9 protein-coding genes and 2 pseudogenes are annotated in these 14664 nt (G+C 39.4%); 9 read left to right on the plus strand and 2 right to left on the minus strand.

All coding sequences use genetic code 11. The features are described 5' to 3' along the window. Positions 1–49 precede the first annotated feature (49 nt). The 7 genes and pseudogenes from GQR53_RS21530 to GQR53_RS18810 all read left to right on the plus strand — a co-directional run. A pseudogene (locus tag GQR53_RS21530) lies at positions 50–202 on the plus strand (cupin domain-containing protein); the annotation flags it as partial. Between the two features lie 2 nt (positions 203–204). Continuing rightward, positions 205–1512 (plus strand): MFS transporter, encoded by a 1308-nt coding sequence (locus GQR53_RS18785; protein ID WP_165744920.1) that lies wholly within the window; start codon positions 205–207, stop codon positions 1510–1512. Between the two features lie 74 nt (positions 1513–1586). Continuing rightward, positions 1587–2519 carry a sugar kinase gene (locus GQR53_RS18790; RefSeq protein ID WP_165744921.1) on the plus strand — a complete coding sequence of 311 codons (933 nt, stop codon included), beginning with the start codon at positions 1587–1589 and terminating at the stop codon, positions 2517–2519. A 229-nt stretch (positions 2520–2748) separates the two neighbouring features. Further along, a complete protein-coding gene (eda, locus tag GQR53_RS18795) occupies positions 2749–3366 on the plus strand; it encodes a bifunctional 4-hydroxy-2-oxoglutarate aldolase/2-dehydro-3-deoxy-phosphogluconate aldolase (RefSeq protein WP_165744922.1) in 618 nt (205 codons plus the stop codon). A gap of 14 nt (positions 3367–3380) precedes the next feature. Beyond that, positions 3381–4463 (plus strand): class II fructose-bisphosphate aldolase, encoded by a 1083-nt coding sequence (fbaA, locus tag GQR53_RS18800; protein WP_165744923.1) that lies wholly within the window; start codon positions 3381–3383, stop codon positions 4461–4463. Then, positions 4460–5422, plus strand: coding sequence for a class 1 fructose-bisphosphatase (locus GQR53_RS18805; RefSeq protein ID WP_165744924.1), 963 nt, complete (start codon positions 4460–4462; stop codon positions 5420–5422). The genes fbaA and GQR53_RS18805 overlap by 4 nt, the downstream gene beginning before the upstream one ends. A gap of 441 nt (positions 5423–5863) precedes the next feature. Then, complete coding sequence (locus GQR53_RS18810) at positions 5864–8902, plus strand: TonB-dependent receptor (RefSeq protein WP_165744925.1); 3039 nt, start codon at positions 5864–5866, stop codon at positions 8900–8902. Between the two features lie 320 nt (positions 8903–9222). Here GQR53_RS18810 and GQR53_RS18815 read toward each other — a convergent pair whose 3' ends face one another. Both GQR53_RS18815 and GQR53_RS18820 read right to left on the minus strand, forming a co-directional pair. Then, positions 9223–11133, minus strand: a complete 1911-nt coding sequence (locus tag GQR53_RS18815) for an aminotransferase class V-fold PLP-dependent enzyme (protein ID WP_039489417.1) — start codon at positions 11131–11133, stop codon at positions 9223–9225. Between the two features lie 610 nt (positions 11134–11743). Beyond that, positions 11744–12031 (minus strand): annotated as a pseudogene (locus GQR53_RS18820) (hypothetical protein); the annotation flags it as partial. Positions 12032–12174: 143 nt separating this feature from the next. Between GQR53_RS18820 and GQR53_RS21535 the strand changes: the two are divergent. Then, positions 12175–13521: an SIR2 family protein gene (locus GQR53_RS21535; RefSeq protein WP_240917506.1), complete on the plus strand. Its 1347-nt coding sequence runs from the start codon at positions 12175–12177 to the stop codon at positions 13519–13521. Then, positions 13497–14624: an NB-ARC domain-containing protein gene (locus tag GQR53_RS21540; RefSeq protein WP_346774402.1), complete on the plus strand. Its 1128-nt coding sequence runs from the start codon at positions 13497–13499 to the stop codon at positions 14622–14624. The genes GQR53_RS21535 and GQR53_RS21540 overlap by 25 nt, the downstream gene beginning before the upstream one ends. The last annotated feature ends 40 nt before the right edge of the window (positions 14625–14664 follow it).

The following is a 14664-nucleotide window of genomic DNA, read 5'->3' on the forward strand; positions in this document are numbered from 1 at the left end:
CCTGTTTTCTTAATAATACTGAAATGACACAGATTTCTAAACACTACCGTTTCACTTTAACATTGATGGCGTAACTAAAATCTTAAAACCGGGTGATAGCTGCTTAATCCCACCATTTGCTGATCATGGAGCTACCTGCCCGACAGGCGGAATCCTGATTGATACTTTTAGCCCAGCGCGTGAAGACTTTCTTGAGGATTAATTATGCAACTTAAAGGCTTACGTTGGTGGGTTATAGCGCTAATAGCGCTAGCTACCATTATTAACTATATCGACCGCCAAGCACTTAGTGTGCTTTGGCCGGACATTGTTGAAGATTTATTTCCTGATGAATCAGCGCTAGAACGCAAACAAATATACGCTAATATTTCTATTGTGTTTGTATTTGCTTATGCATTTGGTCAGGCAATCTTTGGTAAAATATTTGACTGGGTGGGCACACGCTTCGGTTTTGTACTATCAATAGGTGTTTGGTCTATTGCAACCCTTGCGCATGCATTTGCACAAGGTGTACTTAGTCTTAGTATTTTTCGCGCAATCTTAGGTGTAGCAGAAGCCGGTAACTGGCCTGGTGCAGCTAAAGGTAACGCAGAATGGTTCCCTACTAAAGAACGTGCTTTAGCACAGGGTATTTTTAACTCTGGCGCCGCAATTGGCGGCATTATTGCTATTCCTTTAATTGCTTATTTAACTATCTACTTTAGCTGGCAAATGGTGTTTGTTTTTGTTGGTGCATTAGGTTTCCTTTGGTTAGTTCCATGGTTAATTTTAGTTAAAGCACCGCCTAGCGCTCATCCTTGGCTTACAGCTGAAGAACGTGAATACATTTTAACAGGTCAAAGACGTGTTGATGACAACGGTGATGTAACTGGCGAAGACGAAGAGGAATATAACCCGACAACTGCTGAGTTACTTTCTCGTAAGCAAAGCTGGGGTGTAATCATTGCCTCTGCCGCAATTGACCCAATTTGGTGGTTATTTGTATTTTGGATCCCTATTTACCTAAACGAAGTATACGGTATGGATGTTAAATCTATTGGTATATACGGTTGGGTACCTTATGTTGGCGCTATGTTTGGTGCTTGGTTTGGTGGCTTATTGGCTCAAAACCGACTCAAAGCAGGTTGGAATACAGATAAAACACGTAAGCTTACTATTACGCTGGGTTGTTTAATTATGTTACCAGCGCTACTTGCAATGGCAAATCCAGGCGGACCAACAACAGCGGTACTAATTATGGCTGTTATCTTATTTGGTTTTCAAACTGCAATTGGTAACGTGCAAACACTACCAAGTGATTTGTTAGGTAAAAAAGCAGTGGGTACATTATCAGGTTTTTCTGGTATGGCGGCAAAGCTTGGTGCTGTAGGTCTTACATCGCTAGTACCTTTTCTTACTGCTGATGGTAACTACACACCAGCATTTGTAATTGGTGCTTCTTTAGCCATCATTGCAATGGCAGCTGTTTGGATTTTAATTCCAAAAATAGAACCTCTTAAAAAGCCTCAATAATCTAGATAATAACTGCTATGCCAACATATTTTGTATATGTGCATAGCAGTTAACTACATAGGGTAACTTCCAAGATGAAAAATATTTACTTTATCGGTGAATGCATGGTCGAGCTTAGAGCTATGAGCGCGGCAACACTGCACCAATCATTTGCAGGCGATGTTTATAATTCTGCAGTGTATTTAAAACGTTGCTTCCCGCAGGTTACTACTTCGGTTGTTACGGCTTTAGGTCAAGATAATTTAAGTAAAAAAATGCTAGAACGCTTTGAGAGTGAACAAATAAATACGCAACTTGTATTTGCTCACGACACCAAAGTACCTGGTATGTACTACATAGAAACTGATGAGCATGGTGAGCGTAGCTTTATTTATTGGCGCAATGATTCTGCAGCTAAAAAGGTTGTTGATTTTTTAGATGCTGATGCACTCGAGCAGCTTAGCCAAGGTGATATGTTTTTCTTTTCAGGAATTTCATTAGCAATAATTGAAGAAAGTGCACGTGAAGACTTTTGGAAAGTTGTAAAGCAGCTTAAAGATGCTGGGGTTAAAATCGTTTTTGATCCTAACTATAGAGCACGTTTGTGGAATAGTGTAGAGGAAACAAAAGAGCAGTATCATTTAGCCTTTACGTTTGCAGATATTACCCTACCAGGCGTTGAAGATTTAACAACACTTTATGACGTTCATAGCGTAGAAGCAGTTGTTGAATATTTAAATCCTTACCAAATTGAAGAAATTGTTGTTAAAAATGGCCCTGAATCGGTAGTGACAAAAGAGGGCGATACGCTTCAAAGCCACACTATAATACCGGTAACAAATGTTGTAGATACGACATCCGCAGGCGATGCTTTTAACGGTGTTTACTTAGGTGCTCGTTTATCTGATAAACCAATTTCGAGTGCTGTACAACTTGCTGCAAAAGCAGCAAGTGCGGTTATACAACAGCCAGGTGCTATTGCTCCAAAAGATATATTTCAGCTAGCAATGGCTGAAGCTGGGATCTGATACCAATTTTATTAAAAACATGATCACCTTAGCGTATTAAATAACTCACTAACTACGTTAAAAATTATTTATATAGAGCAACTATTTATCATAATTTTAGCCTTGTTATTGAGCTATTTTCTTGTCGCTATAATAGCTCATTAATTTAATGCAATTGGTATAACAAAATAATCAAACATTAAAGGCCGTTATACCTCGGCCGCATTACTTTTTATAAAGGAACAACGTTATGACTCGCTTTTCTGAACTTATGGCAGGACAACCACTGCTACCTATAATTCAAGCAGATACACCAGAGCAAGGCGTTAAAATAGCTCAAGCTATGGCCAATGCTGGCCTTACTTTGGTTGAAGTAGTTCTTAGAACTGATGCATCGTTAGATGCATTAAAAGCTATTAAAGAGCAGGTGCCAGCGCTTAAAGTAGGTGCTGGTACAGTAATAAATACTGACATTTTAGAGCAAGCACTTGAAGCGGGTTCTGATTTTATTGTAACCCCAGCGGTGTCTCCTACGCTACTTGAAGCACTTGCTAAATGTAATGTGCCGGTACTTCCTGGTGTATCAAACACCGGTGATATTTTAATGGCGCTTGAATATGGCTTTGAAGAGCAAAAACTATTCCCAGCATCGCTTGCCGGTGGCGCTCCTTTTGTATCAGCTGTGTCGTCAGTATTTAGAGCTGTCAGCTTTTGCCCTACAGGCGGCGTTAGCGAAAGTAACAAAATGGACTATCTTTCTTTAAATAATGTATTCGCCGTTGGCGGTACTTGGATAGCGAAAAAAGAGTGGGTTGAACAAGAAAATTGGCAAGCAATTACCGATTCTTGTATCCAAGCTTTAAAGTAAAAAGGATCTTATAAATGAATTATTTAGCCCCAACAATACTGCCAGGCGTAATCGTTGGCGATGAAGTAAGTGCTGTATATGAACACGCGCGTACTAATCAATATGCGTTGCCAGCGGTAAATGTTGTTAGTACAACATCTATAAATGCGACGCTAGAAGCTGCTAAAAAGAAAAACTCGCCCGTTATTATTCAGCTTTCTAATGGTGGAGCACAATTTTTTTGTGGTAAAAGCTTATCTTTACCAGAGCAACAATCAGCTGTGCTTGGGGCGGTAAGTGCTGCAAGATATGTACATTCAGTTGCGGCGCATTATGAAATCCCCGTAATGCTACATACAGATCATGCTGCTAAAAAGTTACTACCTTGGATAGATGGTTTGCTCGATGCAGGTGAACAGCACTTTGAGTTAACGGGCAAACCACTTTTTAGTTCGCATATGATAGATTTATCTGAAGAACCTTTAGAAGAAAATATCGAGATATGTGCGCGTTATTTAGCGCGCATGAGCAAAATAGGGATGACGCTTGAAATTGAACTTGGTTGTACCGGTGGCGAAGAAGATGGTGTTGATAACTCTCACCTAGACAGTTCTGCACTGTATACGCAACCTGAAGATGTTGCTTACGCGTATGAGCGATTAAGCAAAATAAGCCCTAACTTTATTATTGCGGCGTCTTTTGGCAACGTTCATGGTGTTTATAAGCCGGGTAACGTGGTACTTACACCAACCATTTTAAAAGACTCACAAGCTTACGTATCAAATAAATTTAATTTACCCCCTAACTCAATTAACTTTGTATTTCATGGTGGTAGTGGCTCAGAGTACGACAAAATTGTTGAATCTTTAACCTATGGCGTAGTTAAAATGAATATTGATACCGACACCCAATGGGCGTGTTGGACCGGTATTTTAGATTATTACACTAGCAAGCAAGCGTACTTACAAGGCCAAATTGGTAACCCAGATGGGGACGATAAACCCAATAAAAAATACTATGATCCACGCGTATGGCTTCGCCATTCAGAGCAAAGTATGGTTGCAAGGCTTGTTCAGTGTTTTAACGATCTAAATTGTGTAAATAGGTATAGCGCATGAAAAGACTAAATACAGTATTAAAAGAAGATGGCGTACAAACCGACCTTATTTTACTTATTCGCACAATTTTAGCGACCAGCAAAGAAATTGCTTTTAGAGTAAGCCAAGGTGAATTGGCCGGTGTTTTGGGTTCAACCTTAAATGAAAACATTCAAGGTGAAGTGCAAAAAAAGCTTGATGTAATAGCCAATCAACTACTTAAAGATATTTTGCTAGAGGACAGCTCAGTGAGAACTGTAGCGTCAGAAGAAGAAGACCACGCAGTAGGAGCCAACCCAGAGGGAAAGTTTATAGTGGCATTTGACCCACTTGACGGCTCTTCTAACATAGATGTAAATGGCCAAATAGGCACTATTTTTACTATTTATTTAGCCCGAGGTGATGTGCCCTATGATAGCGATGAGCAATTTAACCAATTAGGTGCAAACCAAGTTTGCGCGGGCTATGTGCTTTACGGCCCCTCGTCATTACTTGTAATGAGTACTGGCGGCCCAACGCGTTGTTATACATTAGACTCAACACATGGCGGTTACTTACTAACAAACAAGCAGTTAAGTGTGCCAGAACAAAGTCGTGAATTTGCCGTTAATATGGCTAACTACCGTTATTGGGACGAACCGACACAAGTTTATTTTGATAAGTTGCTTTACACCTGTGAAAGCTTTGAAAAAAGCTCTATGCGCTGGAATGCTGCGATGGTAGGCGACGTTCATCGTATATTATGCAGAGGCGGGTTATTTTTGTATCCACAAGATAAACGCAGTGGTAACGATAACGGAAAAATAAGACTGCTTTATGAAGCAAACCCGTTAGCACTTTTAGTTGAAAACGCGGGTGGTAAAGCAACCTCTAGAGGAACGCGAATTTTAGATATTGCGCCAACTAGCTTGCACCTGCGTGTGCCTGTTGCTTTGGGTTCAAATGAGCCTGTAGAGTTTTATAATAACGCTATTTTATAAAGCATCACTTAGTATATAAATAAAGTAGGGGCAAGATAATAACCCCTACTTTTTAACAATTTATCTAACGCATTCCTAATATCCACTTCTCTTACTCAATAGGTATCAGAATCTAATTTCTTAAATACCTACTAAGTAACAGCATTAATTAATCCTTCAAACTTGGGTGTTATTAGCTCCGAGTACCTAGTTTTATTTGATTGAATTTTACTAATCATTCCTTGTTCTCAATTATTCGTATTCTTCGCTTTAAACCTATCTGACACTTCGGTAATGGTAATAAATGGTAATTGGTATACTTATTGGTAATATTTAAATCTAAAATTGGTTGATCATCGTGCTTCGTTTAAGTATATTAATGTTAAAGGTTACATAAAATATACATCAACATAACAAGCTAACACACTAAAATCACACAACAACAACCAGCGGAGAATTAAAATGTCGTTGAAGTCACGAGATAACAATGATTCTACAACAGGGCAGTTTGCAATGCGCCCAGTTGCAAAATGGGTAAGAACAGCGGTCATCGCAGGTATGGCAAGTTCTTGCGTATTTACAGCAAGCGCACAGGAAGATCAGGGAAAAGCGACAGAAGTTGAAGAAGACGTTGAAATAATTAGTGTTACAGGTACGCGTAGAACGATACAAGATCAAATAGCGATCAAGCGCGAGTCAACAACCGTTGTTGATGGCTTATCATCAGAAGACATTGGTGATTTACCAGCACTTTCTATCGGCGAAGCACTTGAATCAATTACAGGTGCTGCATCTCACCGTGAAAACGGTGGTGCTACAGAAATCACTATCCGTGGTCTTGGTCCATTTTTAAGTGCAACACACATTAATGGTCGTGAAGCGACTAATGGTAGTGGTGACCGCTCAGTTAACTTTTCGCAGTTTCCATCTGAACTTGTAAAAAAAGTAGCAATTTATAAAACGCAAGATGCGTCAATGATTGAAGGCGGTGTTGCAGGTGTTATTGCACTTGAAACTATAACTCCACTTGATTTTGGCAAGCAACGTGTATCAGCTGAAGTTAAACTAAATTACAACCCAGATGAAGGTAATGTAGATAACTCACTTCAAAGTGACGCGGGTTACCGTGGCACGTTTAGTTATGTTGACCAGTTTGAATTTGATAATGGCCAAGCCATAGGTGTGTCTTTTGGTGTACAGCGCCAAGATATTAGTCAACCAGAAGCTGAATACAGAAGCTCTAGCCCATCAGGCTCTTCATTATGGGCGTGTATAAACGATCCAAATAATACCAATGAAGGTTTTTATCGTAGTAAAGCAGGCGACTGTGAAGATCAAGTAAGTGGCGAAAAATTAAAAAACCAAGGCTACCAAACCAAAATTGATCCTGAAACGGGTAAAGCCGAAAGTGATGGTACTCCGTATGCTTGGACTGGTAGTAGCCGTAGTTACCGCCAAAACGAAACATCAGATGAGCGTGATGCAATGTTTTTTGCACTGCAGTACCAGCCGTCAGCTGATTGGGATGTTAACTTTGATGCACAAATATCAGATAGAACACAAAAAGAAGCACGCCACGATTTAATCTTTTTACAAAAACGAGCAACACCTGGTGTAACCGGTCCAACACTTGTAACTAACGATGTAGGCGGTATTTTACATTGGGAAGGTGAAGAGCGCATTGAATCAGCGGGTGAGCAATTTTCTCGTGAAGAAAACTACCAAGGTTATGGCATAAATATAGAACATACAGTTACAGATAGATTAACTGTTGATTTAGATTTAGCGTACTCAAAAACAGAACGCGAAGAACTTCAAATATCTAACCGTGGTAGAACCTCAAGCCAAACTTTCTTTTCTTGGGATATGGGCGATGAAATCCCTCATTTCACATTAACAGACTTTGACGTAACAGATATTTCAAACTTTACAGATAGCCTAAGAACACGACTTGACCGTGAAAATGTTCGTGAAAACGAAGTTATTTCAGCGCGACTAGATTTTGAGTATACCTTAGATGGCAATGTTTTCACCAGTATTCAAGGTGGTATTAGAACATCTGAAATGACCTTCCTACAGTATGGTGGTAGCCAAGGTAACGGTTCAAGAAATGAATTTACACTAGACTCTGGTACTGAAGTGCTTGACGTATTACAGGGTTGTCAAATCGATTTCCCTGAATCAGGCTTTTTATCAAGTGTATCTGATGGCGATATCGTAACAAATGTCGATAGTGACGGTAACGTTGTAGATAGCGGTACAGGTTCATCATGGGCTACATACGACAACGTATGTTTCTCACAAGCTGTAGCTGGTTCTAACGCTGATGGTGTGTTTGCTTACCCAGAAGTTGAATATGAAAATGCAGGTACAATTGATGTAACAGAAAAAACAACATCAGTGTACTTAATGGCTAACTACGATACTGAAATGTTTGGCAAATTCATTCGCGGTAACTTTGGTCTTCGTATTGTAGACACAGAAGTAACTTCGATTGGTTTTAGAAATAGCTTTGATGTTGTAACAAGTGATACCGGTGTACTATCTCTGGTTGAATCAGATAATGGTTCACTAGATAAAATAAAAAGCGGTGGCGATTACACTAAGTATTTACCAAGCTTTAACCTAGTTATTGATTACAGTGAAGATATTTTATTCCGTGCAGGTATATACCGTGGTATGTCACGCGCAGATCCATCTGATTTAGGCTATAGCCGTACATTCCAAGAAGATACAGAAGGTACAGCAACATCAATCAGCGATTTATTAGTGGGTGTAAATGGTTCTGGTAATCCAGACACTCAACCACTTATGTCTTGGAACTACGACGCTGCGTTTGAATGGTACCCTAACGAAGATTCAATCTTAGCGTTAAGCCTATACTACAAACAGTTCAATGGCGGTTTTCAACAACAAACCGTAATTGAAGAATTTACTGTTGGTGGTGAAACAGTTTCACTACCAATCACCAACTCTGTTACGTCAGACGAGGACAGTGAAATACTAGGCCTAGAAGCTTCATTTTCTTACCGCTGGGATAATGGCATCGGTATGAAATTTGGTTACAACTATGCAGACACTGACTTTGAGTTCCAAGATAGCTTATACGGCGATACGTTTGTTACTGATGTAGACGGTAATACTACACAATTAACTGACGGTATTGTTGAGTCGGCTTCAGTACCTGGCTTCTCAAAGCATGTATTTAGCAGCCAGCTGTACTACCAAATTGGTGGGTTTGATACTGCCGTTATTTACAAATATCGTAGTGAGTATTTCCAACCATATACTACAAATGGTACTCGACTTCGTTATGTTGATGGCGTAGGCGTATGGGAAATGCGCGCATCATACAAAATTGATGAGCACTTTAGAGTTAAAGCAGAAGCAATTAACTTGTTCAGCGCACCTAAATCACAAGATTTCTTTGTTGAAGGTAACCTAGGTGAAGTGAATGACTACGGCCCACGCTTATTCTTAGGTTTAAGCTACAAGCTGTAATAATAGTTAAACATTAAATCTCATTAAAAAGGCGGTTTTACCGCCTTTTTTCATGTTTATAATTCAAGTTAGATTAGTTATGTAGACTGGTATGTGCCAGTGTAGGACGGATAAGCGAAGCGGCATCCGACACAGTAAAATACCTTGCCAATTATCATCAACATTTTATGTTGTCGAGTGGCTGAACTCACAGCCCAAAGGAAACAAAAAATCTAGCCCGTTTGATCTTCAAACTCACACAAACCTTCAATGTTACAGCGGCAATATCTTACGATACTACCGCCAGTAATAATGCTCGAGATAGTATTAAACCAATACCTTTATTTTTTAACCTTACCCTTAAGAACATAAATTTCACCATCGAAACTGCCTTGAATCGTCAGTCCTTGGCTTGCCAACTCTTGCAAGTATTCAACATGATCATCAGTAATATGCTGGCCTGGGACTAAAAGCGGTATGCCCGGTGGGTATGGAGTAACTAAACCTGCACAAATGCGGTTGTTACTTTTGCTAATAGGCACAGATTCGCGGTCGCCATAAAAAGCATCGCTTGGAATACACGCCAAGTCTATGGCTGGTAAATTTTCAGGTAAGCGAGCTCTACGCGTCGATTTCGATAGTTTTACTTTACCGCTGTCTAGCTTTTTCAATGCATTGTACAAACGAATTATTTTTGAGCGCGTGCCGCCAAGCGTCAGTAAAACCAAAATGGTGCTGTGTGTGTATTTTTCTATCTCTAGCCCAATTTCATCCAGTAGATATTTATGAATATCTTTTAATGAGTAAGGTAGCTCACTAATATCAATAAGGATCTTTAATGGGTCGTGGCCCATATTATCACCACTAAAATGCGGGAATATTTCCATAAAGTCTTGCTTAGCTAATACTTTAATTTGCTTAAGCGAGGCCATCTGTTGTTTAAACTCCTCAACATGATTTAGCAGCGCATTGAGCAGCTTATAGCCTTCCATCTCTAATTGCTTTTGGCACACGTCAAGCGATGCAATAAGCTGATATTTAGGCGATGTACTAGCGTAGATACTATAAATCTCTCGAAAGAAATCGGCATCAAAATCGGGATCGTTAATATGAATATAAGACGCTTGAGAAAACGCCGATACTACTTTATGCGCCGAATGCGTAATGTAGTCAGCCCCTGCATGTATCGCAGAATAATGACGAAAGCTAGGATGAAACAAAGAGTATGCAAACCAGGCTTCATCTATAAATACCTTAATACCATATTGATGAGCATAATCTACGACTTGTTTTAGGTCGCTAAGTAAGCCATCGTAAGTACAACCGGTAAGCACTAGTAATTTAGCATCAGTATTGTTTTCAATTGCTAACTTGATGTCGGCCAACGATGGTGGCGCGAAAATGCCATATTTTGGATTTAAGATACTCGCCAAGTAAATGGGGTAACTAGCTGATTGCAAGATGCCATAGTGTACTGATTTATGGCAATTACGGTCGACAATTACTTTATCTCCCTTACGCAGGAGCGTCTGCAAGATGATTTTATTTGAGGTAGATGAACCATTTGTAACAAAGTAGGTGTGCTTAACTTCAAACGTTGCCGCAGCTGATTCTTGAGCGCGACCAATAGTATTAGTGCTGTCTGATAATGAGCCTAGCGAGTCTACCGAAACCGACAGGTCGCCAACAAATACATTGCGGCCGTAAAACTGATAAAAATCTTTGATGTAAGGTGAGTTTCTAAAGCTAGAACCCCCACTATGACCCGGTGTATGCCAAGAGTCGTTTGCTTCACCAACGTAACGACGATACGCCGTCCAAAATGGCGTTTCAGAGCGGTCGTCAAAATCGTTGATCATATAACCTAAAATGGCTTCTGGGTCAGAAATTACTTCATCTTTAAAAAAGAATGATTCGATTTCTTCTGACTCGTTTACGATCTCCAGCCCTTTAGTGTCGTCGCCAATAACATAAACCGGCAGCTCAAGACGAATTGCCTTTAACTCTTCAATAAAGCGGCTATACATTCGCTCACCCACTTTGTTGTGCATATCCCAACTGAGAACCACGGCTTGAATATCACCATCTTCCTCTACATGTTCCAACGCGCGTTTAAGCTCAAGGCATTCAATAATATCGATATGAATATCGTCTCGCTCAAAGTTAGGAATAGTCTTTGACAGATTAGTTGAAAGCCCTTGTAAGGTGGCTGGGTCTTGTTCAATTATCAAGATACGAAGTAGAGGTAGCATAGAGGGTTTCGCAATATAATTTTATAATGCTCACTAGCATAACTAAAGGAGTGATCGTTGTGAAATTAATACTTTGATAATTTTCACTGTTAGTCTTAAACGCCCTAGTGAGTTTGGGAAAGATGAAAGCCGAGAAATATTTTGGTTTTATGTTTGTAGGCGTGGCTTTATGCAGCGTTTTGGGGTTTATGCTTTATTGCGCGAGGTAAACTAGCGACTACGGGTTTGGTGTTGTATTTGTAGGCGTGGCTTTATGTCGCATTTTTGGGGCTTATTCTTTATTGCGCGAGGTAAACTCGCGACTACAGGGTTGGTGCTATGTTTGTAGGCGCGGCTTTATGCTGCGTTTTTGGGGTTTATGCTTTATTGCGCGAGGTAAACTCGCGACTACGGGTTTGGTGTTGTATTTGTAGGCGTGGCTTTATGCTGCGTTTTTGGGGGTTATACTTTATTGCGCGAGGTAAACTCGCGACTACAGGGTTGGTGTTATGTTTGTAGGCGTGGCTTTATGCAGCGTTTTTGGGGCTTATGCTTTATTGCGCGAGGTAAACTCGTGACTATGGGTTTGGTGTTGTATTTGTAGGCGCGGTTTTATGCCGCGCTTTTGGGGCTATTCAGTCTTATCTTTAAACTCACACAAGTCTTCAATAATACAGCTGCCGCACTTTGGCTTACGTGCTACGCAGGTATAGCGCCCGTGCAGTATTAGCCAGTGGTGTACGTCTACTTTAAATTCTGCAGGTACTACTTTTTCAAGTTTTTGCTCAACGGCTACAACATCTTTACCCATTGCAAGCTTGGTACGGTTAGATACACGAAATATATGTGTATCTACGGCTATTACCGGCCAGCCGAGAGATAAGCAAGGTAGTTATCAGGTTGAAAGTATAATAGCACTTGAATTTCCCTGCTTTTCAGTGGCATAGTGCCTAATGCAATAAAATAATATGGATTTTCCATGGCAGAACTTTTAATTCCCCAATCTTTAAAAAATACTTAGCTAGCAATGACGTTATTCCTTTGATTGGTGCAGGTGTTTCTATGTCTGTCGAAAACAAAGATGGGAGTAGGGCTTTTCCATCTTGGCCTGAACTACTTAATTTTGCAGCAGAAAGATTGGAAGATGAAGAGTTATTAGATGATAGTCATCTAGTAAAATTGCTTGTGAAGAAAGGAAAGCTCCAACAAGCTGCACAAGAAGCTCAAGAGCAATTGTCAGGCAGGCGCTGGTATGATTTTATGCAATCCCAATTTGTAATAGATTTCACTCAATTGGACGATAGCTGTAAGGCGTTACCACAAGCAATTTGGCAATTAAGTAACAGGCTTGTAACCTTAAATTATGACAAGGTATTAGAATGGGCACATACAGAATCAGTTAATGTTTGTGCTTTTGATAACGAAAATACAAATCGACTTGCAGAATTTTCACGCAATGGCTCCCAAGAAATGCTTTGGCATTTGCATGGTAAAATCGAAAATCCTAAGCATATGGTGCTTACTCCACAATCATATAATCGGTTATACCAAGAAGATGCTGAAGAACATTATCAGGCTGCGCTTACCAAGTTCAAAGAGCTGTTAAGCAACAAGATTATTCTTTTTATTGGTTGTTCACTTGATGACGCAGAGCTATTGGCTGCAATAGTAAAACAAAATAAATTGTTTGATAATAATACTGGTCCTCATTATGCGCTGGTAAGAGAAAGTGATAAGCAGGCAATTGATGCTAAATTGACTGGCATCCCAGTTAATACAATTACTTTTAGTGACTTTGGTCAACCGTTAATTGATGCTGTACATCAATTGGTTGAATGCAAAAATCAACAAGAGCAGCAACCAAAAGAATCAATTCAACCACTTAAGGAAGAACCAAATAAGCACGATAAAATTGGTCTATTTACAGCCTCACCTTTAGATAAGCCAATAGATGATTCGGATATCATCGCAAAACTTAAAAAGTTTAAATATCCTATTTCGCAACAAGCTTTTACTGAAAGTAACTTAATGGAGGCTGATGTTTATTCCATTTTATTTTTATTGGCCAAAACAACGAGTAGTGGATTGTTGATTGAAGACGATAACGCTTGTAGTGATTACTTAGCAATTGATGAACTAGAAAGTAGCTTACCAATTAATGCTAAAATAACAGTGTTGATCACAGATAAACTATTGAATGAGCAAGAACTAGGGCAAGTTAAGTTTCCATTACTGGTTTTCCCTCTGTTAAATCAACAAGGCAAAGATCTTAAACCTCTTGATAAATTAGCACATCAGCTATTTAAAAGGCCGGATGTTAAACACATCAGCTATTTAAAAGGCCGGATGTTAAACACTTCATTGATAAAAGTGATGTTCAATCGGTGCATATTAGTGGTGAGTTATTAGAATCCCTGAAACCAGAAAACCGTCAGCATTGGCATAAGTATCAACCATTACTACCTAAAGGTATTAATACAAGTGAATTGCAAGGCTTTACAGGGCGTTTATCTGATTTAGCGGATATCAGCCAAAAGCTTGCTAAAGCAGCCAACAAACAAAGGTTATTAACAATTAAAGGCAGTGGAGGCTTAGGTAAAACAACAATAGCAAAAAAAGTGGCATTGGAATTAGCGAATCGCGGGCATTTTGATGCAGGTGTGTATTTTATCGATTGTGAACATATCTCAAGTAGCAATCAGCTTGAAATACACATCGGCAGTGCCTTTAACTTACTTGCCGCTGATGATTTATTTGGTCACTTAGCAAAACATCATGATCAGCAACAGCGTTTACTGATTTTTGATAACTTAGAAAGTTTATTGTATTTAAAACAAGCGGATAAAAGCCAAAACAAGCAAGAGGTAGAACAAGTTAAGTTCTTGTTATCGCAAGCACTAATTTACGCAAATGTGTTGGTTACTTCCAGAGAAAGCATTAATGCAGAGTGGGAAGATGTGTTGCCATTCCGGCAAATGGAATCTGAAGAAGCATTAGCATTATTTAATCGCCTAACTAAAAACGGTTATCGCAGTGATAAAGATCAAGAGTTTGCGCGCAGAAAAATTCTAGAACCACTGCTAAATAATAACCCGTTAGCCATTAAGTTAATTTGTGATGGTATGCCAGCGGGTAAAAGCTTAAAAGAGTTAAAGCAAGAGTTAGAAGACGACTTTTTTGATAAGGTTAAAGAAGAAGACTTAACTTTAATGTTTGACGATGAAGTTGATTTGAATATTAATCGGCAAGAGTCTCTTTATGTTTCTATTCTTTATTCTTACCGTTCATTAGAGGAACATCAGAAACGTACATTGGAATCCTTCTCGTTATTTCCTGACGGAATAGACCTCGATACTTTTAAACGTATAGTAACAGAGAGTAAGAGAAGGGATAGAAACGAAGAGGCAAATAAATTGAAAAAGCCGATTAGCGATAAAGATATTGCCATACTTACAAATAAATCATTAGTCGAAGCCGGTGTTTTTCAAGTTAGTTGTCGCATCAAGTGGTAGTGTTTAGAAATCTGTGTCATTTCAGTATTATTAAGAAAAC

Origin of the sequence: Pseudoalteromonas sp. Z9A6 (genome assembly GCF_011378805.1) — a bacterium.
Lineage (GTDB): Bacteria > Pseudomonadota > Gammaproteobacteria > Enterobacterales > Alteromonadaceae > Pseudoalteromonas > Pseudoalteromonas distincta.